Genomic DNA, 24,302 nt, shown 5'->3' with positions numbered 1-24,302 from the left:
TGGCTTAACCGCCGGGCTTCTTGCCGCTCAGTTTCGACAGCACCGCGACGCGGCCGAAGACCGGACGTGCCGCGTCCCGCTCGGCCATCGCTGCCGCCCGCGCGCGGGCCAGGACCGCGTTACGCTCCCCACGCTCCGCCTCCGCCCACTGCATCCAACGGCATGCCGCCATGAACTGGGCGGGGGACGCGGAGCCTGCCCCGGACATCATGGCAAGGCATTCCGCCTTCCGCGCATCCAGGTCCGCGACCGCCTCCGCCGCCTCCCGTTCCGCCGCCATCGCTCGGGCAAGCTTTCTCTGCCGTCCCCGCCACGCCGCCTCTGCCGCATCGAGCAGGCGCGGCAAACGTGGATCGTCCGCGACGCGGCGTTTCCCGGTCACAGCCCGCGCGCCTTCTCGCGCACCCGCTCGGCAAACCGGATCGCGGCAGCGACCGGTTCGTAGAGGTCGGCGGGAATCTCGGCGCCGATCTCGACCGTTGCGTGGAGAGCTCGCGCGGTCGGCGGATCGCCGTGGATCGGCACCCCTGCTTCGCTCGCCGTTCGCCGGATCTGCGCCGCGATCTCATCGACGCCCTTTGCCACGCAAACCGGTGCGCCGGGCTGCGAGCGATCCCATTTCAGCGCGACCGCGTAATGCGTGGGGTTCACGACGACGACGGATGAATCGGGCACGTCCGCCATCATGCGGTTCGAAGCGATCGCCTGAGCCCGCTGACGGCGCTCCTGTTTCAAGTGCGGATCGCCATCGCTCTCCTTCGTCTCGTCCTTGATATCTTCCAGCGACATCATGTTCTTGCGCCTGTGATCGAAGAGCTGCCACGCGAAATCGATGCCGCCGATCACAAGTTGCAGCGCGGCGATCACCGCCAGGAACTCGAGACCGGTCCGAAGAAGCAGGGCGATCGCGCCCTTCGCCGGGAGGGCGGCGCTGCCGATGATCTCCTCGCTTCGCAAAGAAAGAAACGAGGCGAGGATCGCACTCACGACGATCAGCTTCACGAGGCTCTTGGCGAATTCGAAGAGTCCGGACGGGCCGAACTTCTGCTTCATCGTAGAAGGCGGCGAAATGCGCGACAGCTTGGGCTGCAGCTTTTCCGGCGCGAAGACGACACCTCGCCGAGCGAGCAGGAAGACGGCCACGGCGCCGGCGGGGAGCGCGAAGATGGGCGCGATGGCGAGCGCCGATGCGCCCAACGTGCCACCCATGGCCGCCGTGCCGCGGCCGTCGAGGAAAAGGGGCGCCCAGCGATCCGCCGCGCCGATGAAGCCGGCTCCGATGGCACCGATCGAGGCGAATGCCGCCCCGCCAAACATCGCCGCTCCGATCAGCAGTCCCCCGTAGGCCATCGCCGTGTTGAGATCGGCCGAAGCCGGGATTTCCCCTTTTCGTCGCGCATCGTCGAGCTTCTTCTGCGTTGGCTGGAAACTCTTTTCCGCTCCATCCTTGTCGCTCATCGCGGCATCCCGAACGGCTGCTCGAGGGCGGACTCGAGTGCCCCGAGCCAGACCTGCAGCATGAGAGGTGCTGCCAGCGCGAGGAGGATGAGACCCGCGGCCGTAATCGCGGGAGCACCGATGAAGGTGACCATCAGTTGCGGCATAGCGCGGTTGATGACGCCCAGCGCGAGATTGTAGAGAAACGCGGCGATCATGAAGGGCGCGGCGAGCGCCAAGCCGAGCGCGAACGCCTCACCGATCCTCGCGATTCCCAGCTCGGCAAGATCTCCCGACGGAATGAGCCGACCGGGCGGTACGATGTCGTATGTCAGTATCATGGCTTGAGCGGCACGCACGTGGAGATCCGCCATCACCGCGAGAGCGAGACCTCCAACGACGAGAACGTGACCTATGGCGGGCATCGGATCGGTGCCGGCATTCCCGAACATCTGCGACAGGGACGTCGATTGGGCCGCGACCGTGCCGGCGATCTGCAGGGCATGCACGGTCAGTCGAATCATGATTCCGAACGCAAGGCCGGTCAGCGGCTCGGTGAGATAAGCGCGGCCGCCGAGCGGCTCCTCCGGAAAATGGGGCGCGGCCGCCGGAAGGACGATCACCGTGAATGCAATCGCCGCGACGAGGCGGATGCGTTGCGGCACGCTGCGCTCCCCGAAGGCGGGCAGGACCGCAAGGGCCGCTCCGACCCTGAGAAAGACGGCGATGGCCACGGCGAGGTAGGGCTGCACCCCTGGTACTATCTCCGCCAGGGCGGTCACGCCGGGATCTGCCCGATCATCGACGGACGCGCGTCCATTCCCACTTCCTCGTAGGACAGGACCGGTGCCGTCAGCCCACGCGCGGCGAGGACGGACGTGATGAAACGTCGTCTTTGCAGCGGCGCAACGATACCGGCGTTGATCCCGTCCCTCGCGGCCTGCGCGAGGCGCTCGGCAAGGCTCGTCGAGAGCCTGTCGAACTCGTCCGGCGGCAGCGCGATCTCATGCGTTCCCTGCCGGGCATTCACCTGGCAGGCGCGGAAGCGGTCTTCCCATTCCGGCGCAAGCTGCAGGAGCGGCACGGTGCCGTCCGGCCGCCGAAGCGCGGCCACGAGCTGAAACCCGAGGCGCTGACGAACATGCTCGCAGACCGCTTCCGGCGTCCCGGCAACGGTGCGCGCCTCGGCGATGGCCTCGAGGATCATCGGAAGGTTGCGTATAGAGACCCGCTCTTCCAGCAAGAGCCGCAGGACCGCCAGAAGCAGATCGACCGGGACCTTGTCCGGGACGAGTTCATCGATGAGTTTGCGGTTTGCTTCCGAGCGCGCCGGGTCCGACAGGTTGGTCAGCTCGGACAGGGTGCGACGCAGAGCCTTCAGGGTCATCAGGCGCGGGAAATTCTGCTTCACCACCTCGAGGAGATGCGTGGCGAGCACTTCGGCAGGCGTCACGATCGTCACGCCGGCGAACGCAGCCTCCTCCTGGTCCTGATCGCCGATCCAGCGGGCGGGCGCGCCGTAGACCGGCTCGGACACGTCCTCCCCCGGAGGCAGCAAGCCGACCGCATCGCCGACCAGCGCGAGAAGGTGGCTCGGACGCAGCGTATCCGTCGCCTGGATGACCCCATGGATACGCACGTTGTACGTGCCGGACGGGAGCGCCGTATTGTCCGTCAACCGTATTTCGGGGAGCAGGAGCCCGAAGTTGGAGGCGACATGGCTGCGCATGTTCGAGATCCGCGCATCGAGGCCCGTTGCGGGATCCAGCACCATGTCGACGAGGTCCGATGCGAATTCGACGTGGATATCGTCGAGATCGAGCATGTCCCCGATGGAGGGTTCGCGGATGTCTGCCGGGGCTTCCATCGATCGGGCTTCTTCGGCTTCGCGCAGCTTCTCGCTCTTCATCGCCCGGTATCCCGCGATCCCGAGGATCGCCGCGCCGGCAACGAAGGGAAGGAATGGCAGACCGGGCACGAGCCCCAGGAGCCCCATCAGGATCGCGACCGCGATAAGGGCTGTCGGGTGGCGACCGAGCTGGCCGAACACGGCCATGTCCATTGCGCCGCGCGCGCCACCCTTTGCGAGCAGGAGCGCCGCCGCGATGGAGATGATGACAGCGGGGATCTGGGTCACGAGGCCGTCGCCGACCGTCAGGATCGCATAGGTCTCGAAGGCAAGGCCGGCCGGCATGCCATGGACGAGGACGCCCATCATCAGGCCTACGACAAGATTGAGCCCGGTGATCAGAAGGCCCGCCACGGCATCGCCCTTCACGAACTTGGATGCGCCGTCGAGCGAACCGAAAAAGGTCGTTTCCTGCTGTTCGGTCTCGCGTCGACTCTTCGCCTCTTCATGACCAATGGCGCCGGCCGACATGTCGCTGTCGATGGCGAGCTGCTTGCCCGGCATGGCATCGAGCGCAAAGCGCGCGCCGACCTCCGCCATGCGGGCCGCACCCTTCGTGATGACGATGAAGTTGACGATCATCAGCACGCCGAACGTGACGAGACCCAGAAGGAGGGAGCCGCCCATGACGAAGTCGGCAAAGCCTTGGATCACGCCGCCCGCGGCTGCCGTTCCCGTGTGTCCCTGGCCGATGATGAGCTTCGTCGACGACACGTTGAGCGACAGGCGCAGCATCAGCGACGCGAGCAGGATCGTCGGGAAGCTGGAGAAATCGAGGGGACGCTCGATGAAGAGCGTCAGCGTGAAGATCAGGATCGCAAGCCCGAAGGACGCGGCCAGTCCGATATCGAGGACGATTGCCGGGACCGGCAGGATCATCATGACGATGACGCCCATCAAGGCGAGGGCAAGCAGGATCGTCGGCTTGAACACTTTCACGTCTGACCTCTTACCTCAGGGCCCCGAAGAGTGGCCGCGCGCGCCCCGCCGTGGAAAACAGCGACCCGGCAGAGCGCTTGCCGCCATCCGCGACGAGGAGTGGATAGCTGCTCGCGCGAGCAATCTGGCGCGCCGGGGCCGGCGCCGGCGGATCACCCGGTGTCGCGCGCGATCGCGCGTCGCGGATCTTGGCGAGATAGCGGGTGGATCTGACCGGATCGCGGGAATGGTAGGCTCCGATGGCCGCCTCCCAGTCACCGAATTCGCCGTGCAGATCTTCCAGGAAACGCGCGGCGTAGAGCGCGTTCGCCTGCGGATCCAGCATGTCGGCCGGTCGATCGAAGGCGCTGCCGTGCCAACGGTAATTCACCTGAAAGCAGCCGGCATCCGTGCTGGTGCGACCGGAGGCGAGGGCGGTGGCGAAGGCCGCTTCGGCGGCGGCACGGCTCGGCAGGTAATGGCCGGTGCCCTCGATGTTCAGCGTCCACGGCCAGGGGGAACTCCTCCCGTTCGCCGTTCGTCCCGATTCGACGGTCGCGACGGCCAGCAGGATATCGAAGGGTACTCCTGTCCGATCGGCCGCGTCCCGGGCGGCCTGCCTGCATGGATCGTGGGAAGCGACCGCGAAGGTGCTCGTCGCGACGACGATCAGCAGGGCGATGAAAAGCGACCTAGTCATCTGCCCCCTCCCCGCTGAGCAGAGCCTCGATCCGGCTCCGCGTCGAACGTCCTGCCTCCAGGGCGGCGTTGCTGCTTTCCAGGGAGACCGACTCCGGACGGGGCGGAACGAGCGGCGGATCCGGCGTCTCTTCAGCCACCGGTTGCTCGACCTCGCCGGAGGACAAGGCCTCTGCCAGCCGACGATCACCCCGATCGTCGGCGACGCGCGCGCGCAGTGCATTGATTTCGGGCGAGTTCACCCCTCGGAGGCCCGTCATTGCGTTCTTTGCGAGGGCGGGCAGCCCAAGCGTCAGGGTGCGTTCGGCAATGGCGATGGCGGGTCCCTCCGCGAGGTCCGGCAGGTAGCCTGCGAGCTTCATTTCGTAGATCCCGGACAGGAACAGTCCGTCGGAGGGCAACTGGGCGATGGCCCCGGCGACCTTTTCCACAAGATCGTCGACTTCAGCCTCAGGCGATGTTGCGGACAGATCGGCAAGGGCCGCGATGGCGCGAGAGGCCTCGCCACCCCGCGCGCGCGCCAACGCAAGGGCCGCGAGCAGATCCGGCGTCACGTCTTCCTCGTGCCGCTCCTTGATGAACGTCTCGGACAGAGCGAGGTCCTCCTGGGCCGGAATGCCACTATCCTCGAGGACGCGCTCCAGGATGCCGAGCAGGGCTTCTGGCGCATCCGGCCCACCCTCCCTGACAATGTCGCGGAGGCTCCGAGTGGTTTCCGCGCCCGCATCTGGCTCCACGAGGCCAATCGGCGCGACCAGGCCCTCATCGAAGCGCAGGCGGGATTTGAGGCGAAGGCGGCGCGCCGCCTCGGGGTGCCCGGTGTCTTCCAGATGCGCAGCGAGGCGCGGCCCGAAATTTCGCTGAAGTGGCGCGGTGAGGGAGGCGAAGGCCGCTTCGATGTCCGCGATGTCCTGCGTCAGAAGCTGCGACGCGGTGTCCGCAACGACGGCCAGAAGCGTCGTCATGCCGCCGCAATCATGGCTATCGACAAAGGCGAGCGTTTCGTCGAGGCGCCCATCGACGATCCGTGCCACTGCCCGGCGGACGTCCGATTGCGGGCGTTCCGCGATGTCGAGCGCCTGATCCGCTTCGGCGCCGAAGCCGATGTTGAGATAGGCCTCCGCCAGCGCGAGAGCGGCCGTCCGGTCCAGATCACCGCGGCCATCAATGAGATCCCCCCTGGCCTGGGCAACAGCCAGAAGCGGATCGCCGTCATCGTCGGATACGACATCGAGGAACGCAATGTCGGGGCAGGTCTTGTCACGGGTGGGGCTGGAGACCTGGCGGGAGCGTCCGGCGACCTCCGACTCCACCGGTGCCGGAACCTCGCCGACGCCCGGGTCCGGCCGGGGCTCGGGATCGGGCAATGGTGTGGCGACCTTGACGAAGCCTGAGCTTGCAGCCCGCCCGATCTGCTCCAGAAGATCGGCCTCCATCGTCAGAAGGTCCGCATTCTCGGCGGCATCCGAAAGATCCTTGGCTGCCGGCAGGACCGGAGCGGGATCGCTCTCCTCCACCGCTGCGCCACCAACGGATGCGGGGAACGTCGTGGGCAGCGCCGGGGCGGCATCTTCGCTATCGTCCGGCGCATCCTTCACATCGATGGCGACGGCGTTTCCACCAGCCTCGAACACGGTCAGGCTACACGGACATTCGGGCCCGGTATCGATGGCGAGCGCGGCGCCCTCCTGGCTGACGCCGGTGATGCGGTCCCGTGGAATACGGTCGAAAACCCTGCCCAGATCGAGGGCGAAATCGTCGCGGTCGAACCGGACGTCATACCCCGTCTCGGTCTCGGAGACGCTCCAACTGGTCGGGGCATCGAAGATGAGGACGATGCGCGTGAAATCCGCATGTTCCCCGGACAGGACACGCACCGGCTCCGCTGCCGCGCTTCCCGCGATGAACGCGGCAACGATGGTGAGGCGTGCGATCATGCAGCCTCCTTGGTCTTGGCCTGTTTCAACGCCTCTTCAAGCTCGTTGAAACTCGGGCGAATATGGCCCGGCGTGTTCTGACGGCCGACCTCGATGCAGATGTTGGCGGCGTGGTTGTGAAGATTGGCGACAAGCACTTCACGGATGAGCTGGTGAAAGTGGGAATCTTCCTCGGTCACCATTTTCACCCTTGCTGCGAAGGGTCCGACGATGCCGTAGGCAAGAAAGACGCCGAGGAACGTTCCCACCAGCGCGCCGCCGATCAGTTTACCCAGGATTTCCGGCGGCTGATCGATGGACGCCATCGTCTTGATCACCCCTAGGACGGCGGCGACGATGCCGAGTGCGGGCAGGCCGTCGGCCATGGTCTGAAGGGCATGGCTCGAATGGAGCGCGTGGTGGAGATTGGCCTCCATGCGTTTCTCGAGCACCTCCTCGACCTGGTGCGGATCGTCGTAGTTCATCGACGCGGAGCGCAGCGTGTCGCAGATGAGGCCGACGGCCTCGCCGTCAGCGAGGATGCGCGGGTAACGCATGAAGATGGCGGAGTTTTCGGGATCTTCGGTATGCTCCTCGAGAGCGACCGGGTTTTGTCGTGCAAGACGGATGAGCTCCGACAGAAGGCAAAGCAGGTCCCTGTAATCCCCCGGCTTCCAGCGCGGTCCCTTGAAGACCTTTCCCACGTCCTTCAGCGTGTGCTTCACGGAGGACATGTCGTTCGAGATGAGGAACGCACCGACGGCGGCTCCCCCGATCATGGTGAACTCGAAGGGGAGCGACTTCATGATGATCCCCATCTTGCCGCCGGCGGCGAGATAGCCTCCGAACACCATGACGAAGATCACGACGATACCGACAATCCCGATCATTTCGTGGACTCCTTGTGACGAACGCTGGCGAGACTCATTCGGTGGGCACCCCCGCATTCCTGCCCGCGAGGGACAGGCTGACGGCGTAGGCCATTTCCGGCGGCAAACCGGACATGATGGCCGCCGCCGACTCTGCGTTCATGCGGGCGAGGAAGCCGGCGGCAAAGCTCACTTCCATCGCCTCGAACAGCCCGGCGGCCTCGGCCGGTTTCATCGCCTCGTAGACCCTGACGAGCCGGTCCACGTCGCTTTCCATGGCGCCATCCGCCGCGGCGATCGTGTCCTGAAGCGCCTGTTCGGCCTCCGTGAGACGCTGAAGGCTGACCGCCAGCTCCTCCTCGGCAACTGCGATCTCGGCGGCGCGACCCGTCAGGGTCTCTTCACGCGCGTCGAGTTCATCGCCCCGCGCTTTCAGATCGGCCAGCAATTCGGCGATCGCCGGCTGAGGCGTGCAGAGATCATCCGAGGCGGCTTCACCATCACTCGCGAAAGCGGCTCTGGCTATGACGTCCGCATGCCCCATGAGGCGTACAGCGGCGCCGGCACTGAAGAGCACGGCGATCATCACGAGCGCCCCGCGGCGGGGCTTCCACCAGCGGCTCATGCGGGCTCTCCCGTGCGCTCCCGGCGGCTACGGCGCACCGTTCTCGTCGGGGATTGCGTTCTCGCCGGGGCTGGCGCCTTTTGCGGCTCGGCGGCTTCCGTGGGGAGGTCGTGCATGGACGCCATCAGCAGCTCCAGACCCCGCCGCGCGTCCTCCGCGCGGACGACGAGTTCGGACAGCGATTCGGCCGATTGGCCCGCCGCGCTTCGCGCATCCGCCACGGCCCGGGTCATCTCGTCCACCTGAACGGACAGGACGGCCACCGCACCGCCGACGCCTTTTTCGAGATCCGTGAAGCGGCTGAGACGGCGCGACAGGATCAGGCAGTAGAACGCTGCGGCAAGCGATGCGGCGACAAGTAGAATATCTGCTATCAAAGCCATGAGCGTCCTCAATTCGTGACGAATTCGGTTACGAGAAGATCCCGGACGTGGCCTTCTCCGACGACCAGCTGAACCCGGCGGAGCATCTGCGCCCGAAGGTTCACCAAAGCCCCGTCCCGCTCGAAGTCCTCGAGCGAAAGCGCCCGGAGATACGTGTTCAGAACGTCCAGAATGCGCGGCATCAGTCCCGCCACGGCCTCTTCCTCCCCCGGCGCAACCTCGAGCTCGGCTGCGAATTTCAGGTGATGCCGCCCGGCGCCGCCGATCGAGATGACCAGCGGCTCGAGCGGCACGAAGGACGCCGCCTCGACCGGCTCGTACGCCTCCTCCGGCGTCTCCTCGCTGCCCGATTCGCTTCCGACCAGTCCGGCATAGGCGGCAAAGAAGCCGCCCCCGCCCAGGATGAAAGCGAGCAGAAGCCCGAGCAGAACGGGTTTCTTGGAGCTTTTCTTCGGCGCCTCGTCATCGGCGCGCGCTTCGTCGGCCATCGGTCCCTCCGGCATTTTGCGGATGACCCTCAATAAGCCGTCGGGAGCTAACCAAACCTTAAGGGCTGGCAGGCCAAATGAGCGCATGGCCCAGAACGGGCCCGATGGGGAATGTGACGTGAATAACCTGCTGTCTGTGTGGTCGGCGCTCGATACCAGGAAGAAGATCATTGCCGGCGCCGCCGCGGCCGCGATGTTCGCTGCAGTGCTGATGCTGTCCAATCTGGCGACGAAGCCGGGCATGGCGCTGCTCTACGCCGGGCTGGAAGGCGCCGCGGCGGGAGACGTGATCAGCGCGCTGGATCAGCGCAGCGTCCCGTACGAGGTGCGCGGAAACGCGATCTGGGTGCCGTCCACCGAGCGCGATTCGCTGAGGATGTCACTTGCCGGAGAGGGCCTCCCGGCCTCCGGCGGCGCAGGATACGAGTTGCTCGACGGTCTGTCCGGGTTCGGCACCACGGCGCAGATGTTCGACGCCGCCTACTGGCGCGCGAAGGAAGGCGAACTGGCGCGAACCATGGTCGCCAGCCCGCAGATCCGCGCGGCCCGCGTTCACATCGCAACGGGGGATTCGCGCCCCTTCGAGCGCGATGCCGACGCCTCGGCCTCCGTTTCCGTAACGCCGGCCGGGGGGAGCGTCTCTGCCGAGACAGCGCGCGCCCTGCGCTCGCTCGTCGCGTCTGCCGTCCCGAGCCTCAGCCCGGACGATGTAACCGTGATCGATGCCGCAACTGGCGCCGTGGTCGACGGCACCGATGCAGCCGGCGCGCAGAGCGGCGCGTCCCGAGCCGATGAGATGGAACGCAGCATCGAGCGCCTTCTCGAAGCCTATGTCGGCCCCGGCGGGGCCATCGTGGAGATCAGCCTCGATACGGAAACCGAGAGCGAGCAGATCGTGGAGCGCCGGATCGATCCCGATGAGCGCGTCGCGATCAGCACGGAAACGGAATCGCGCAATTCGTCTTCGTCAGGCTCCGAGGGGGATGTCACGGTCGCGTCCAACCTTCCGGACGGGGACGCCAGCGCGGCCGGCGAGCGCCGCTCGACGGACAACGAATCGCGTGAACGGGTCAACTTCGAGATATCGGAAACGACCCGTGAGATCCTCCGCGCGCCCGGAACGATCCGCCGGCAGACGGTCGCCGTGCTGGTCAACGGCCGCGTGGAGACCGCGGCGGGTGGCGAAGAGACCATAGTGCCCCGCAGCGACGAGGAGCTGTCCGAACTCCGCGAACTCGTTGAATCCGCCGTAGGCTACGACGAGGCGCGCGGGGACCGGATCACCGTGAAATCCTTGGCCTTCATGCCCGGCGCGGACCTCGGCACCGCTGCGCCCGTCGGCTGGAGCCAGCGGTTCGCGATCGATGCGATGGCTCTGATGCAGCTGGTCGTCCTGTCCCTGGTCGCTCTCGCCCTCGGGCTTTTCGTCGTCCGTCCCATTCTGGCGGGCAACCGCGGCGTAGCTGCCCTTCCATCGCCGCCGGAGACGGCGAAGGAGGAGAGCTCCCCCGAAACCGCCCGCGAGGCGAGGCCCATCGCCCCTGAGCTCCCTTCTGCCGCGGATGCCCCCGGGGACGCGTCCTTCGAACTTTCCTCGCCGGGCAGCAGCGCCGCACCCGCCCCCGCCCTTCCGCCCGCCGATCCGGTGGACCGCCTGCGCAGCCTGATGTCCGAGCGCCGTGAAGAGACAATGAAGGTCCTGCAGAGCTGGATGGACGACAAGGAGGACGCGTGATGGCACGCCCCTGGCTTCTGACGTCTTTCGATGAGGATGCGTCATGCCCGCCTGCCACCGACCCCCAAGAGGCGGCGACAGCGCAGCAGGACGCGTACGAGGAGGGATACGCGGCGGCACTGGCCGAGGCGGAGGCCACTCGGGCTGCCGATCGTCAGTCCGCGGCCGCCGATCTCGCGGCGAGCCTGCAATCCATGGCCTTCTCGTATCACGAGGCCAGAACGGCGTTCCTCGCCGAGATCGAGCCCCTGATCGCCGGGATCCTGTCGCGTATCGTGCCCGAGCATCTCGGCGCGGCACTCGGGCAGACGGTCGCCCACCTCGTGCGTACATCCGCCCTGGACATCGCCCCGGCCGCCGAAGTCCGCGTTGCTCCGGAGAACGTCGAGACGGTTCGCGACATGCTGGACACGGACGAGAGCCTGCCCCTGAAGGTCATGGGCGAGGCCGGCCTCGGGGATGGGCAGGCCTATGTCCGCCTCGGCGACAGCGAACGGCAGATCGACCTCGATGCGGCGCTCGAGGGGATCCGCGCCGTCATCTCAACCTACTTTTCGACGTCTCGCGGGCCGGACACCGCAGACATGATCCAGAAGGATGCACACCATGGCTGAACCCGAACACCGTCTCGAGACCCCGGCAGATGATTCTCCGCTCGCCCGGGTCCAGGTCGAGGTCGTCGTCTCCGTCGGTCGCACCCGCGCCAAGGTACGCGACCTGATGCGGCTCGGCCCCGATTCGATCCTCCCGATAGATCGCCGTATCGAGGATCCCGTCGAGCTATGGGTTGGTGATCGGCTGATCGCGCGGGGCGAGTTGCAGGAGCTGGACGGCGCCCAGGCCGGTCAACTCGCGGTTCGGCTCACGGACGTGGCGGGGCCGGACCGGCAGGAATGAGACACGTCCCCCTCGCGGCAGCCCTGATCCTTGCCGGAGGCCCCGCGCTGGCGCAGGATCTGTCACTGTCCTTCGGAGACGGGTCCCTGACCGCCAGCACCCTCGGCTTGCTCGCGCTCGTGACCCTGCTTTCGCTGGCCCCCGGGCTGGCAATCATGGTCACCTGCTTCCCCTTCATCGTGACGGTCCTGTCGATCCTGCGCCAGGCCATCGGCCTTCAGCAGGCCCCGCCTAACATGTTGATCGTGACACTCGCGCTCTTCCTGTCCTACTTCGTGATGGATCCGGTTCTGACCGAGGCGTGGGAGTCCGGCATCGAACCTCTTCTCCAGGAAGAGATCGAAGCAGAGGAGGCGTTCACGCGGACTCTGGCGCCCTTCCGGGAGTTCATGGCGGCGCGGGTCGATCCGGATACCTTCGCCTCGATGGCCGATCTGCGACCGCCGGTTTCAGCAGGTGAACCGGAGGCCGGCTCGCCCCTCTCGATCCTGATACCCTCTTTCCTTCTGAGCGAGATCGAGCGGGCCTTCGAGATCGGCTTTCTCATCTTCCTGCCGTTTCTCATCATCGACCTCGTGGTTGCCGCGGTCCTGATGTCGATGGGCATGATGATGGTGCCGCCCGCTCTGGTCTCGCTGCCGTTCAAGCTTGCCTTTTTCGTCGTCGCGGACGGATGGTCACTGATCTCCGGGGCGCTGGTCCGAGGATACCTCTAAGGCACGGCGCCCGCCGCGACGTCCATCTCTTGCGCGCAGAGAGGGGTGCATAGGTGCACCCCCTCCTGCATGGCCCGGCCCGGATTGGACCGGTCGTGCGTTACCGGACGATGAAGTCCGCGTGCAGCGCTCCCGCGGATTTTATCGCTTTCAGGATGTCGATCATGTCCCGCGGCCCCACGCCGAGGGCGTTCAGACCGGATACGACCTCGGACAGCGTCGTCCCCTCGGGCACCTCGGCGAGACCGATCCCGGGCTCCTCCACGATCTCCGCCTCGGTACGCGGGACGACCACCGTCTGCCCCGGCGTGAACGGGTTGGGCTGCACGGCCAGCGGCGCTTCGGCCACCTTGAGCGTAAGGTTGCCCTGGGACACCGCGACCGCCGAGATTCGGACATCGGCGCCCATGACGATGGTGCCCGACGCCTGATCGACGACGACGCGCGCCGGGCTCTCGGGTTCGACGGCAAGGTTCTCAACGCGGCCGAGAACGTGGGCGGGCGAACCGATCCCCGTCGCCAGGATGTCGAGCTCCACCGTTCCGGCATCGCGCATGACCGAGACGGGCGCGCCGAAGGACGCATTGATCACCCCCTCGATGCGCGCGGCCGTGGTGAAATCTGGTGTCCTCAGCGCGAGGCGAATCGTATCGAGGCCCGCAAAGTCGAAGTCGACTTCCCGCTCGACCCGGGCCCCGGACGGAATGGTCCCCGACGTCGGGACGCCGGTCGTGACCGCCGCACCATCGCCTTCCGCCGTGACACCGCCTGCAAGTATGGTGCCTTGGGCGACGGCGTAGATATCGCCATCCGCGGCGGTCAGCGGGGTCATGATCAGTGTTCCGCCAAGCAGGCTCGACGCGTCCCCGATGGCGGAGGCGGTCACGTCGATCTGGCTACCGGCACGCGAGAAGGGCGGAAGCGTCGCGGTCACCAGCACGGCGGCGACGTTGTTGGGGCGAAACTGCTCGCCCGTCACGTTGACGCCGAGCCGTTCGAGGATGCTCGACATGATCTCCTCGGTGAACGGCGCGTTGCGTAGTCCGTCCCCTGTGCCATTCAGGCCGACGACGAGACCGTAGCCCACGAGATCGTTGCCGCGTACTCCGTCGAACTCGACCAGATCCTTGAGCCGAACGGGCGCGGACATCGCCGTTTCCGGGAGGGCCAGCGCCGCTGCGGCCAGAACAGCGCGCATCACGCTCATCGCATATACTCCATCAAGGACAGGTTGGCGCTTCGCACGGTCAGCGAATAGAGCATCTCCAGTTTCGTCCGTACCGCTTCCAGTTCCGATGCGCGCTCGAACGGATCGGCGCTGACGAGCTCCGTCCGCGCGATCTCGAGCGACGTTCGTTCGGCCGCGTTCCTCGTTCCGGCGCGTTCGATTTGGGCTTCGGCGCCTCCGACTTCCGCACGTAGTTTGGAGAGTTCCGCGTCCGCGCTCAGAAGATGCGCGCCGGCATAGGCGGCGAGGGCGACCTTCTCGTCGGCGTCGCTCAGGGTGCCGTCCGCCAGGAAAGTCGCCATCGCGTGGCCCGCCAGGACGTCGCGCAGCCTGCCATCCTCGGCCGTGACATCGATGCCCACGGTCGTCCCCTGCCCCACCGCGAATGGCCCTGCGGAGGTCGCGGACCCCAGGTAGGCTGCGTCGAACCCTCCGCCGGGCGCAAACCAGGCCTCGACGGCAGTCGTGATTGCACCCGCGGTCGTGGCGCCCCCGACGGCTGCCCGTATGTCGTTCAGCATGTCGCCCGGCTCGGAAAGCGCTGGCGAATCCGGCGCCGCGCCGGCGAAGAGCGAGCGGCCAGCGGCCTGCACATTGAGGGCCCGGACGGCGCCTTCAAACGAGGCCAGCGCGTCCCTGCCCACGTTTTCGGCCGGCAGATCGCTCCCCCCGGAGCCGGCGACAAGGAGGGAGGCGCCGAGGTCTTCGGACAGGCTCGCGACGGCACCGAGCGCGGATTGCATCCCGGCGGTGTAGGAGGCGGCCTCGCTGACGGCCATGTCGAACGATTCGAGGCGTTTGAGCGAGGTCTCCATCCCGGCGACGACCGACCAGTCACCGCGAACCTTCGCGCCGAGATCTGCAATGCGCCCGCTCGAGAGCTCATCGGTCAGCCGGTCGAAGCGACCCTTCAATTCGGTATTGTGATTGCGCAACACGAAGGTGCGGGCCAGATCGCCGATCGCTGTCATCGTCATGGCTCAGATCTCCATCAGCTGTTGCATCAAGGTGTCCAGTGTCTGGATGACGCGCGCGTTCGCGGCATAAGCCTGCTCTATCGACAGAAGGTTCTGCATTTCGCGGTCTGTATCGACGCCCCCTGCGAGGTGCTGCTCCGTCAGCGTCGAGGCGCGGGCGGCCTGGTAGCTCTGCTCCTCGACCGCGCCCTGCCGCAGGACGGAGACGGCCGAGATGATATCCGCCGCGTGACCGGACGCGGTTCGCGCAAGACCGGCCGCCGGGCCGGAGGACGGGGCGCGTGTGCCGCCAAATGCGTCGGAAATCGCATGGAGGAGACCTGGCGAGCCGGTGTCTCCCGGCACCGGTGCTGCAAGACCGTCCCTGAGCCGCCAGCTTTCGCCGCCCGCATCCGGATCGATCGCCGCGTTCAGCCTCAGACGCCCGGCGAGTCCCACTTCGTTCGCCGGGAGGACCGTCGCGCCGGCATCGGTGAAGAGGCCTGGGTCGCCGGGGCCGAGCGTCGGATCGACCGCGGTTCCCTGCAGTCGTTCCGCCAGATCGCGGGCAAGCGCGTCGAGGCCGGCCTGCGCTCCCGGAGCGATCCGGTCACGCGTGTCGAACAGGGCGGCAAGGGTGCCGCCGTCCAGCTGGCCGCCGGGGTCCATGCTGACCGGAATATCGTCGACGATCAGCGGGGACAGGGCGCCCGATGCCTGGGTCAGATCCGCCGTGACGTAGCCAGCCGGATCGAACTCGATCTTCGCCATCCGGCCGTCGAGAAGGATCGTGCCGCCGGTGGTAAAGAGCGCGACCTGCCCGCCTTCCCTCGGCACCTCGCGGAGGGGAACGATGGCGGAAAGCTCGTCGATGGCGGTCTGTCGCTGGTCCATCAGGCCGGAGACGTCTCGCCCGGAGTTCGAAAGGCGGAAGATCTGGGCGTTGAGCTCCTGAACCTGCTTCAGACCGTCGTTGAGCTGACCGACCTGCGTGGCGATCCCGGCATCCGCGGCGCGGCGCGCGTCCTGGACCTCGTCCGTGGCCGTGTTCAATGCGGACGCAAGTCTGTCCCCGGCCCGGACCGCAGCATCGAGCCGGATGGTCGAATCGGGGCGGCTGCCCGCTTCGATCAGGGCGCCCTCGAAGGCGGCGAGGCGTGCCGGGATCGACCCGTCCGCCGTCGGATCGCCGATGGCCGTTTCGATCCGGGCGAGAGCGTCGGCGCGGGTGCCGGCGTTGCCGGAGGCAGCCGCCCCGAGGCGCATGTCCCGCAAGGTCCCCTGGTCGACCTGCCGCATCACGCCGTCGATGCGAACGCCACCGGAATAGGCGTTCACACTGACGGACAGCTCTCTGCGGCCATAGCCCTCCGTCAGCGCTCCGGCGACATTGGAGGCCGTGAGCTGGACACGGCGGGAGGTCGCGTTCAGCCCACTGAGGGAACTGTTGAAGGCGGCGGCAATGGACATGGATCAGGCCCCCGATCAGCGCTTGATATTGGTGGTTTCCTGGAGCATCTCGTCCACCGTCTGGATGACCTTGGCGTTGGACGAATAGGCCCGCTGGGTCTGGATCAGATCCGTCAGCTCGCCGGCCACATCGGTGGAAGACTGCTCGAGGGCGCCCGATATGAGCTTGCCGGTCGGGCCATCGCCCGCATTCCAGAGGAAGAATCCGCCGGATTCTGCCGTGGGCGAATAGGTCTGGTTGTCACCGGCCTGAAGTGCGTTCGGGTTGCCGATATCGACAAGCGGGATCTGGTAGAGCCTGCGACTGATGCCGACATCGAAATTGGCGACGAGGAACCCCTGGGAGTCGATCTCGATGCCGGTCATGTTGCCGACCGGAGAGCCGTTCTTGGAGATGGAGAGCGGAGCGTAGATATTCGACAGCTGCGTGATGACGGGGTCGCCGCCGATCGCGCCGAAGTCGATGTCGATATCTCCGCTGGCCACGGTGACCGGCGCGGTCCCGGTGGCCGGGTCGTAGGCGCCCCCCGTCGTGGTCGAGACGGACAGAAGCTGCCCCCCGTTTCCGCGGCTGTCATCAAAAGTCAGGACGTATTCTCCGACCGTGGCACCGCCCTGTGCCGAATCGCCAATGGTGACCGTCCACTCGTTGGACGCGCCGGCGGCCGGGACGGTGGGCGTCATCGTGATGCTCAGCGTCTGGGAGATGCCGAGATTGTCGAAGTACTCGACCGTCGCATTCCGGGCCATGCCGGAGGCGCCCGCCATTGTGTCCGTCGCCGGAAGGTTCACTCCGAGGGACAGACGCGTGGTCGGGGAGCCGATCAGCTGGTTCTGGCTGACCTGGATCGGACGGAGCGCGGTGGAGCTGTCTCTCGGGTAATCGGGCACCTGGCCGTTTGCGTCCGCCGGGATGCCCATAAGGACGGTGCCCGATTCCGTGCGCAGGAAACCTTCATCGTCCAGGCGGAAGGAGCCGGTGGTGGCAAGGCGGGTCACGAAGCCGGTCCCGTCGAGGCCGATGGAGTTCACGTCCGTCACCGGAATGAACCCGTTGCCGCGAATCGCGACATCCGTCGGATTGGCGGTGGTGACGGTGGAGCCGGACTGGTCGATCATGCGCATCGTCGTGGCACGCACGCCGCCTGCGGAGTACTTTGACCCACCGGTCGAGGTGACGACGCTATGGAAGTCCGTCTGGACGCGTTTGTAGCCGTAGGTTGCCGAGTTGGCGATGTTGTCCGAGATCGTGGCGAGGCGGTTGGCATTTGCCGCGAGCCCTGCCACGCCGGCATTGAGGGACGATGAGATGGTCATGGACGGAAACTTGCCTTTCTGAAGCGATCCCCGAAGCGGTCCCTCATGACATGCCATCACGCCCTTAAGATCGACCTAACGCCGACGCGACTTCGTCCTTTTCAGCGCGGGATGTCGGAGCGCAGGAGCGTGATCTCGACACGGTCGTGCCGCGGAGACATCGGATCCATCGAATCGCGGGAGGGACGCCTGTCCCCCTTGCCGGTGATCCGTGCGAATCGCGCCTCACCAAGCCTGCGGGCGAGTTCCTCGTGAACGACCTCCGAGCGGCCGACGGACCGATCCCAGACGGGATTGTCGATCAGAGTTAGCGGCCTGGCGCGCACGTGCCCCGTGACGGCGATGTCGTTCTCAGCGAGCGAGAACACCCGTCCGATCACGGCAAGCAGGCTCGACAGAAGGGGCGTGGCCTGCGTTCCATCGCCGCCGAAGAGCGGTGCGCCCTCGCGTGAGAAGAGCTCGACGACGAGGCCCTCGTCGGTGATCCGCGTGACGATATGGCGACGCATCTCGTCCGACACGAGGCTCTCGCCGCTGTTTCCACGGAGAAGTTCCTGCATCTCGCCGAAGACCTGATCCTCCGTGCGGCGCTGCTCCTCATCGACCGCGCGGGAGGCGTCCTGTCCGCCACCGGTTCCGCTCTGGGCGAGATCGTCGTCGGTGAAGATCGAGTCTCCCCCGAGCGCACCATCTCCTCCGCCGGAGATACGGTTCACCGCGATCGTCGGCTGGAAGTAATCCGCGATCCCCTTGCGCTGCTTTTCCGTCGTCGCATTCAGCAGCCACATCAGCAGGAAGAAGGCCATCATGGCCGTTACGAAGTCCGCGTAGGCGACTTTCCAGGCACCACCATGATGCCCGCCACCGCCGACGACCTTCTTCCGCTTGATGATGACGGCCGATGCATTGCTGCCAGAAGCCATTGCACCACCTTGCACTGTCACACCCCGGCATCAGGGATAGGGACAAGGGGTAAGCGAATGCTGAAGGGCGGCCCCCGGGGGAGGCTTCAAATCGTGCGAGTTGTCTGAAAAATGGTGCCGATGAAGGGACTCGAACCCCCGACCCACGCATTACGAATGCGTTGCTCTACCAGCTGAGCTACATCGGCGACCGGTGGCGGCATACACGTCCTTGAGATCGGACGGTAGCCCCTATTTTTCCTTTTGTGCGTCTTCCGGCGCGTCGGCGGGCTCTGCGTCGGGCACCGCTTTCGTCTCGGCAGGCGGGGTGTCGGCGTCGCGCGCGCGCGTTGGCGGCGTCACATCCACCTGCGGCGTCGCCGCGGGAGCCGGGCCCTGCGCCACCGTGGGTGCGGTGGACGCCTCGGAGCCGACGAGGAGCGGCAGCATCTCGGAGCCCGTGGGACTGGAGAGCTGCCCCTCGGGCGGCTCGGTCCAGGCCAAGGTGTCGAACGCATGGCAATGCGGGCAGACGGGCGCCCATTCGGCTGCGACGACGTGACAGTTCTCGCAGACCCACTGGGAGCCGCGCGGCGCGGTCACGGCGCGGGCAAGCCAGCCACGGACCACGGCATCGTCCGCCCCCTCGCCACGCTCGATCGCGGCCATGATCGACAGAGACCGCGCGGTCGGGTGCGCCGTCGGCAGATCTCCGAGCGCGCGGCGTGCTGCCGGGAAATCCTCGGCGGCGATCAGGAGTTCGGCCTGCAGCATCTTCGTCTCGGGATGCTCGGGCCGCACCTTGGTCAGCTCGGAGAATCGCTTGAGCCGCTTGGCCGGGTCCTCGCCCGGGGTGATATCGGCAAAGGTCGCGGCGAGATCGGGATGCGGCTGAGCCTCCCAGGCCTTCTTGAGCACACGGGCGGCGTAGCGCTGCTTGCCGGCGGAGATGTAGCTGCGCGCCGCGAGGACGGCGGCGGGGATGAGGTCGGGAGAGAGACGGTTGGCTTCGATCGCGGCTTCCCGCGCCTCGATGTCCTGACCGTCGACCAGCACGTCCCGCGCTTCGGACAGCGCCAGGACGGCGTCGCGGCGGCGGTGAACGTCCCTCGGGAGGGCACCGGAGCGCAACTTGGCATCCAGCGTCTTGCGCGCGCCCTTCCAGTCGGCCTTCTCGGCCTGTAGGCGCAGCAGCGTATCCTGCGTCTCCTCGTGCTTGGGGCGGAGGGCGAAGGCCTTCTCTGAGAGCGCGAGCGCGGTCTCGGTGTCGCCCTCGGCCAGACGTTGGCGCAGGATGCCGCGGATCCCCACGAATCGGGTGCGTTCGTCGGCGAGAAGGCTCTTGTAATTCTCCTCGGCGACCTTGTGCTGACCTTCCATTTCGGCGCCTTGGGCATTGATCAGGGCGACCAGCTGGGGTTCGTTCAGATACTTCTTCGCCCGATCGGCCTTTGCCATGGCGAGACGGCCCTCGCCCTCTGCCAGCGCCACCATGCCCTCGGCGAGGGCCCGCATTCCCTTGCGCTCGGAGCGGCGGTCGAAGTGGCGGGAGAGCGCGGTCTCGTCGCCGTTGAGAAAGCGCACCAGAGCGAAGAGGGCGCCGAGAATCTTGAGCACAAGCCAGACCGCGGCCACGATCACGAGGATCGCGATGACGGCCTGAACCGGGCCGAGATTGAGTTCCGTACCGCCGAAGGCGACGCGGATACCGGCCCCCGTCTCCATGAGCCAGCCGGCGCCGATGGTCACAAGCGCGATGACCGCGACGAAGAGTATGATCTTGAGGAGGGACCAGAGCATTCGCGTACGTCCTTAATTCTCTGTCTCGGCGGAGGACATGTCCTCCAGCGCGGCAATGGCATCGGCCCGCTCGGTGGCGGCATCTGTCCAGGGCTGCATCTCTTCGGCGGGAACCTCGGGAAGCGAGCGGACCTCGGCCACCGCCTCCTCCAGATCGCCGGAGCGCAGCGCGGCCTCCGCACGGCTGAGGATCGCGTCGGGATCGTCTCCCTCGCGCGGTGCGATGGAACGGGCGCCGAGCTGGGACCGGGCGAAGCGGGTCAGGGCGTTGCCCTCCCCGATGTCACCGTCATTGGCCGACGCGGCCAGTGCGGAACGGGCATGCTCGGGAAAGCGGTCCTGAAGTTCGGCGAGGGTCGCCACGCCGTCCGGTGCGGCGGCGGCCAGCGCCTCCGGCGGCGTCGTGTCCAGCTCGGCAAGAAGGTCGTCGTAGGGCGCGCCCGTATCGAGCGTATCGCGGATCCGGGAGAGGAGCGCGGCGCGGCCGGCCGCCGCTTCGGCGCGGGACGCCGCTTCCGCGTTGGCGGAGGCTTCCTCCAGCTGGCGCTGCATGTCCTGCGATTGCGCCGCGACATCCTCGCGGAGCCGGGCGACCTCGGCCCGGTAGGCGCTGAGGGCGGCCTCGATCTCCTCGTCGTCGCTGCTGTCCACCGGCCGTCGCTCGAGGGCGTCGACGCGGTCCGTGAGGTCGGCGAGCTGATCGTTCAGGGCTGACAGGGACCCTTGCTGGTCAGCGGTCTGCGAATCGAGCCGCTCCGTCAGCGCGCCGATCTGCCCTGATTGCTCTTCGATCCGCGCCGAAGCGCCATCGAGGTCCGTCCGGACGGTTTCGACCTCTGTGCTGACCCCATCGAGCGCAGTGCCGTCATCGGCGCCCATCCATGTCGCGGGCAGAACGAACGGGGCGAGCAACACCACGAGGGCGGCGGCAACGATCCCGCCGATCAGACCGCCCAGGAAGCCACCGCCGCCTCCGGACCGCGCAGGTGTCGAAGGCGGTGGCGTCGGTGTGCCGCCGCGGGACGCCGCGGCATCGGACCGGGGGCGGTCCGTGGACTTGGATGTAACCGTGGTCGCGGGCGTATCCTGCGCAGCAGGTTCATCGACCGGAGCGGGTTTGGCGGGCGCCGGTTCTGCCGCGGGCTTGGACGCGGCACGCGTTCCGGCACTGGGGACGCTGCCCCTGGCGACCGGTGTCGCGGCGTCCGTCGCCTTATCCGCTGTCGTCTTGTCCGCTGCTGTATATCCGACACCGTGGGTGCGGCGCGCGGCGCCGTGCAGGCCGGCGGCCTCGTCTGATCGGGTCGTCTGATCTGTCACGCCGGTCCCTCTCCACTGGTGTTCGGCACGGCAGAAATCTGCCGGGCCCGGATCAACTTAGCTTGGGGTCCATGGGCCCTCAAGGCGAGCATGCGGGATTAATCAACGCGCCGAGCGCCCGGGCGACTCCGTTCGCATCGGGTTCGGGCGCGATACGAACGTCAGCCGGGGGCGGTCCGGCCCATGCCTCGGCGGCCGCGGCGCTGATCGCGGCGAGATGCAGGGGCGCGCTCCCATGCCCCGGAAAGAGAGCCGCGCTGCGGGGCGAAAAGACCGGAACGAGGACCGGATCACGTCCGCCGAGAAGCGTCTGTGCAGCAATTCCGATGGGCCGCGGCACCTGATCGTAGACGCAGACCGGATCGCAGCACCAACCCGCCGCCGTCAGCCGCTCCGCCACGCGTCCGCGCCTGTGCCGCCCGCCGACATGAACGAGGCGCCCCGCTTCGGGGGCCCCTATCATCGTCGCCACGAGTTCCTCGGCGTCCCGCGCCACCAGCCGGACCGTGAACCCCGCGGCTCGGGCCGCCTGCGCCGTTGCGGGTCCGACGCACCATGCCGGCCGCCCCGCCCCCGGCAGGCCCAGCGCCTCGACCGCGTTCACCGACGTGAAGACGACGCCGCCCGCATCCTCCAGCACGTCCTGCGGCGCGGGCAGGCGCACGATCTCCATGACGGGCGCGATCAGGACCGGCAGACCGCCGAGCGCAGGCCAATCGCGCAGCATCGCGGCGAACCGCTCGGAGGCGGCGCGCGGACGGGTCAGCAGAAGCGTGGCGCGGGAAAGGGACAAAGGCGGTTGGACCAGGTTCACAAGGGGGGCGGGGCGGTCTATCTGCGGGCCATCCTGCCCCGGAGCCGCCGCGATGACCATGTGCGATCCCTTCCTCATGCTCGGCATCGAATCGAGTTGCGACGACACGGCCGCCGCGGTGGTCCGAAGCGACGGCGAAATCCTGTCCTCCGAGGTGACGGGACAGGCCGCGCTCCATGCCGCCTATGGCGGTGTCGTGCCCGAACTTGCCGCCCGCGCCCATGCCGAGAGGCTCGATATCGCGGTCGAGGCGGCGCTTGCGGTAGCCGGGACCCGCCTTGCTGAGCTGTCCGGCATCGCGGTCACCGCCGGGCCGGGGCTGATCGGCGGCGTCCTGTCCGGTGTCATGTGCGCGAAGGGGATCGCGTTCGGTACCGGGCTGCCACTCGTCGGGGTGAACCATCTCGCCGGGCATGCCCTCACCCCGCGACTGACGGACCATCTGCCCTATCCCTACCTCATGCTGCTCGTCTCCGGAGGGCATTGCCAGTTCCTGATCGTGCGCGGTCCGGACGACTTTCGCCGTCTCGGCGGCACCATCGACGACGCACCGGGAGAGGCATTCGACAAATGTGCGCGGCTTCTCGCCCTGCCGCAGCCCGGCGGTCCGCACGTGGAGCGCGTCGCGGCGGGCGGTGATCCGGGAGCGATCCGCTTTCCGCGCCCGCTTCTCGACCGCCCGGGCTGCGACATGAGTTTCTCGGGGCTGAAGACCGCCCTCCTGCGCGCGCGCGACGCCGATGTGGCCGAGCATGGCGGGTTGCCCGAACGCCGCCGCGCCGATCTTTGCGCGTCGTTCCAGGCCGCCGTCGCGGATGTCCTCGCCGAGAAGTCCCGCCGGGCCCTCGCGGTCTACATGGAGGAGGAGGCGCCCACGGCCCCGTCCTTCGCGGTGGCCGGTGGGGTCGCGGCAAACGAAGCGATCAGATCGCGGCTCGAAACCGTCGCGGCAGGTGCCGGCGCGCGCTTCATTGCCCCGCCCTTGCCCCTCTGCACCGACAATGCCGCGATGATCGCATGGGCCGGGATCGAGCGGATACGTGCGGGCCACCGGGACGGAATGGACCTTGGCGCTCGTCCCCGATGGCCCCTCGACACATCGAGCCCGGCCCTGATCGGCGGTGGGCGAAAGGGCGCCAAGGCCTGATCGCGGGTTGCGCCCCCTCCGACCAGGCGCCAGATTGCGCCGCTGACACGAACATCCCGGGAGGCCGCCATGCGCGTTGCCCTGATCTGCAAAGACAAGCCGAACAAGCTCCAGGTGCGCAAGGACACCCGCGCCGCCCATCTCGCCTATATCGAGGCGACCGGCATGGTCGAGATGGCCGGGCCGCTCCTCGACGACAGCGGAGAGATGGCAGGCTCGCTCATCGTTCTCGATGCGCCCGACCTCGAGACCGCGCAGTCCTGGGCGAAGGACGACCCCTACAACAAGGCCGGCCTGTTCGCCGACATCGCCGTGTCGGAATGGAACAAGGTGATTGGCTGATGGCGTACTGGCTCTTCAAGTCCGAACCGAACGTGTGGTCCTGGGAGGACCAGGTCGCCAAGGGCGCCGAGGGGGAAGAGTGGGATGGCGTGCGCAACTACCAGGCGCGCAACAACATGCGGCAGATGAAGGTCGGTGATCTCGGCTTCTTCTACCACTCCCAGACGACACGGGAGATCGTCGGCATCGTCGAGGTCTGCGCCGAGGCGCACCCCGACAGCACCACCGAGGACGCGCGCTGGGAATGCGTCGACATCCGCGCGGTGGAGCCCGTTCCCAACCCCGTCTCGCTCGACATGTGCAAGGCCGATCCGCGCCTGTCGGAGATGGTGCTCGTCAACAATTCCCGCCTCTCCGTCCAGCCGGTGACCCCTGCGGAATGGGACATCGTCAGGGAGCTGGGCGGCCTCTGAT

At 67.3% G+C, this 24,302-nt stretch carries 25 protein-coding genes and 1 tRNA gene; 7 read left to right on the top strand and 19 right to left on the bottom strand.

Features of this window, described 5'->3' with window-relative positions:
• Positions 1-4: 4 nt before the first annotated feature.
• From RM543_RS03225 to RM543_RS03180, 10 genes are read right to left on the bottom strand one after another with little or no spacing between them, the layout of a single operon-like run.
• Complete coding sequence (locus RM543_RS03225; protein ID WP_311689454.1) at positions 5-382, bottom strand: hypothetical protein; 378 nt, start codon at positions 380-382, stop codon at positions 5-7.
• Positions 379-1,458 carry an EscU/YscU/HrcU family type III secretion system export apparatus switch protein gene (locus RM543_RS03220; RefSeq protein WP_311689452.1) on the bottom strand — a complete coding sequence of 360 codons (1,080 nt, stop codon included), beginning with the start codon at positions 1,456-1,458 and terminating at the stop codon, positions 379-381. The genes RM543_RS03225 and RM543_RS03220 overlap by 4 nt, the downstream gene beginning before the upstream one ends.
• Positions 1,455-2,219 carry a flagellar biosynthetic protein FliR gene (locus tag RM543_RS03215; protein ID WP_311689451.1) on the bottom strand — a complete coding sequence of 255 codons (765 nt, stop codon included), beginning with the start codon at positions 2,217-2,219 and terminating at the stop codon, positions 1,455-1,457. The genes RM543_RS03220 and RM543_RS03215 overlap by 4 nt, the downstream gene beginning before the upstream one ends.
• On the bottom strand, positions 2,216-4,243 hold the full coding sequence (gene flhA, locus RM543_RS03210) for a flagellar biosynthesis protein FlhA (RefSeq protein ID WP_432280432.1): 2,028 nt from the start codon (positions 4,241-4,243) through the stop codon (positions 2,216-2,218). Before flhA ends, RM543_RS03215 begins: the two co-directional genes overlap by 4 nt.
• A 52-nt stretch (positions 4,244-4,295) precedes the next feature.
• A complete protein-coding gene (locus RM543_RS03205; RefSeq protein WP_311689449.1) occupies positions 4,296-4,964 on the bottom strand; it encodes a transglycosylase SLT domain-containing protein in 669 nt (222 codons plus the stop codon).
• Positions 4,957-6,900, bottom strand: a complete 1,944-nt coding sequence (locus RM543_RS03200) for a hypothetical protein (protein ID WP_311689448.1) — start codon at positions 6,898-6,900, stop codon at positions 4,957-4,959. The genes RM543_RS03205 and RM543_RS03200 overlap by 8 nt, the downstream gene beginning before the upstream one ends.
• Complete coding sequence (gene motA, locus RM543_RS03195; protein ID WP_311689447.1) at positions 6,897-7,769, bottom strand: flagellar motor stator protein MotA; 873 nt, start codon at positions 7,767-7,769, stop codon at positions 6,897-6,899. Before motA ends, RM543_RS03200 begins: the two co-directional genes overlap by 4 nt.
• 34 nt (positions 7,770-7,803) lie before the next feature.
• The gene (locus RM543_RS03190) at positions 7,804-8,373 is read right to left on the bottom strand and encodes a MotE family protein (RefSeq protein ID WP_311689446.1); all 570 of its coding nucleotides are present in this window, start codon (positions 8,371-8,373) and stop codon (positions 7,804-7,806) included.
• The gene (locus RM543_RS03185) at positions 8,370-8,756 is read right to left on the bottom strand and encodes a DUF6468 domain-containing protein (protein WP_311689445.1); all 387 of its coding nucleotides are present in this window, start codon (positions 8,754-8,756) and stop codon (positions 8,370-8,372) included. The genes RM543_RS03190 and RM543_RS03185 overlap by 4 nt, the downstream gene beginning before the upstream one ends.
• An 8-nt stretch (positions 8,757-8,764) precedes the next feature.
• Complete coding sequence (locus RM543_RS03180) at positions 8,765-9,244, bottom strand: flagellar basal body-associated FliL family protein (RefSeq protein WP_311689444.1); 480 nt, start codon at positions 9,242-9,244, stop codon at positions 8,765-8,767.
• A 118-nt stretch (positions 9,245-9,362) separates the two neighbouring features.
• Between RM543_RS03180 and fliF the strand changes: the two genes are divergently transcribed.
• The 4 genes from fliF to fliP are packed head-to-tail and all read left to right on the top strand — an operon-like array spanning position 9,363 to position 12,592.
• On the top strand, positions 9,363-10,979 hold the full coding sequence (gene fliF, locus RM543_RS03175) for a flagellar basal-body MS-ring/collar protein FliF (protein ID WP_311689443.1): 1,617 nt from the start codon (positions 9,363-9,365) through the stop codon (positions 10,977-10,979).
• Complete coding sequence (locus tag RM543_RS03170; protein WP_311689442.1) at positions 10,979-11,593, top strand: hypothetical protein; 615 nt, start codon at positions 10,979-10,981, stop codon at positions 11,591-11,593. Before fliF ends, RM543_RS03170 begins: the two co-directional genes overlap by 1 nt.
• A complete protein-coding gene (locus RM543_RS03165; RefSeq protein WP_311689441.1) occupies positions 11,586-11,876 on the top strand; it encodes a FliM/FliN family flagellar motor C-terminal domain-containing protein in 291 nt (96 codons plus the stop codon). Before RM543_RS03170 ends, RM543_RS03165 begins: the two co-directional genes overlap by 8 nt.
• Positions 11,873-12,592, top strand: coding sequence for a flagellar type III secretion system pore protein FliP (gene fliP / locus RM543_RS03160; protein ID WP_311689440.1), 720 nt, complete (start codon positions 11,873-11,875; stop codon positions 12,590-12,592). Before RM543_RS03165 ends, fliP begins: the two co-directional genes overlap by 4 nt.
• A gap of 100 nt (positions 12,593-12,692) precedes the next feature.
• Here the strand turns inward: fliP and RM543_RS03155 are convergent, their stop codons facing one another.
• From RM543_RS03155 to RM543_RS03115, 9 genes are all read right to left on the bottom strand, one after another.
• Complete coding sequence (locus tag RM543_RS03155) at positions 12,693-13,790, bottom strand: flagellar basal body P-ring protein FlgI (RefSeq protein WP_311689854.1); 1,098 nt, start codon at positions 13,788-13,790, stop codon at positions 12,693-12,695.
• A 5-nt stretch (positions 13,791-13,795) separates the two neighbouring features.
• The gene (locus tag RM543_RS03150; RefSeq protein ID WP_311689439.1) at positions 13,796-14,797 is read right to left on the bottom strand and encodes a flagellin; all 1,002 of its coding nucleotides are present in this window, start codon (positions 14,795-14,797) and stop codon (positions 13,796-13,798) included.
• Between the two features lie 3 nt (positions 14,798-14,800).
• The gene (flgK, locus tag RM543_RS03145; RefSeq protein ID WP_311689438.1) at positions 14,801-16,246 is read right to left on the bottom strand and encodes a flagellar hook-associated protein FlgK; all 1,446 of its coding nucleotides are present in this window, start codon (positions 16,244-16,246) and stop codon (positions 14,801-14,803) included.
• 15 nt (positions 16,247-16,261) lie between these two features.
• Positions 16,262-17,563: a flagellar hook protein FlgE gene (locus RM543_RS03140; protein ID WP_311689437.1), complete on the bottom strand. Its 1,302-nt coding sequence runs from the start codon at positions 17,561-17,563 to the stop codon at positions 16,262-16,264.
• Positions 17,564-17,664: 101 nt separating this feature from the next.
• Positions 17,665-18,486 (bottom strand): flagellar motor protein MotB, encoded by an 822-nt coding sequence (locus RM543_RS03135; RefSeq protein WP_311689436.1) that lies wholly within the window; start codon positions 18,484-18,486, stop codon positions 17,665-17,667.
• 112 nt (positions 18,487-18,598) lie between these two features.
• Positions 18,599-18,674, bottom strand: a tRNA-Thr gene (locus tag RM543_RS03130).
• A 43-nt stretch (positions 18,675-18,717) separates the two neighbouring features.
• Complete coding sequence (locus tag RM543_RS03125) at positions 18,718-20,265, bottom strand: heme biosynthesis protein HemY (RefSeq protein WP_311689435.1); 1,548 nt, start codon at positions 20,263-20,265, stop codon at positions 18,718-18,720.
• A gap of 12 nt (positions 20,266-20,277) precedes the next feature.
• Positions 20,278-21,585: a COG4223 family protein gene (locus RM543_RS03120; RefSeq protein ID WP_311689434.1), complete on the bottom strand. Its 1,308-nt coding sequence runs from the start codon at positions 21,583-21,585 to the stop codon at positions 20,278-20,280.
• A 79-nt stretch (positions 21,586-21,664) separates the two neighbouring features.
• Positions 21,665-22,477: a uroporphyrinogen-III synthase gene (locus RM543_RS03115; RefSeq protein WP_311689433.1), complete on the bottom strand. Its 813-nt coding sequence runs from the start codon at positions 22,475-22,477 to the stop codon at positions 21,665-21,667.
• Here RM543_RS03115 and tsaD point away from each other — a divergent pair.
• The 3 genes from tsaD (at position 22,458) to RM543_RS03100 (ending at position 24,301) form a co-directional block, all read left to right on the top strand.
• Positions 22,458-23,546 carry a tRNA (adenosine(37)-N6)-threonylcarbamoyltransferase complex transferase subunit TsaD gene (gene tsaD / locus RM543_RS03110; protein ID WP_311689853.1) on the top strand — a complete coding sequence of 363 codons (1,089 nt, stop codon included), beginning with the start codon at positions 22,458-22,460 and terminating at the stop codon, positions 23,544-23,546. The genes RM543_RS03115 and tsaD overlap by 20 nt on opposite strands.
• 69 nt (positions 23,547-23,615) lie before the next feature.
• Positions 23,616-23,888, top strand: coding sequence for a YciI family protein (locus RM543_RS03105; RefSeq protein ID WP_116086088.1), 273 nt, complete (start codon positions 23,616-23,618; stop codon positions 23,886-23,888).
• A complete protein-coding gene (locus tag RM543_RS03100) occupies positions 23,888-24,301 on the top strand; it encodes an EVE domain-containing protein (RefSeq protein WP_311689432.1) in 414 nt (137 codons plus the stop codon). The genes RM543_RS03105 and RM543_RS03100 overlap by 1 nt, the downstream gene beginning before the upstream one ends.
• Position 24,302: the final 1 nt, after the last annotated feature.

It is taken from the genome of Tropicimonas omnivorans, from assembly GCF_031846565.1.
Taxonomy (GTDB): domain Bacteria; phylum Pseudomonadota; class Alphaproteobacteria; order Rhodobacterales; family Rhodobacteraceae; genus Tropicimonas_B; species Tropicimonas_B omnivorans.
This window is presented reverse-complemented; position numbering and strand designations above follow the sequence as displayed.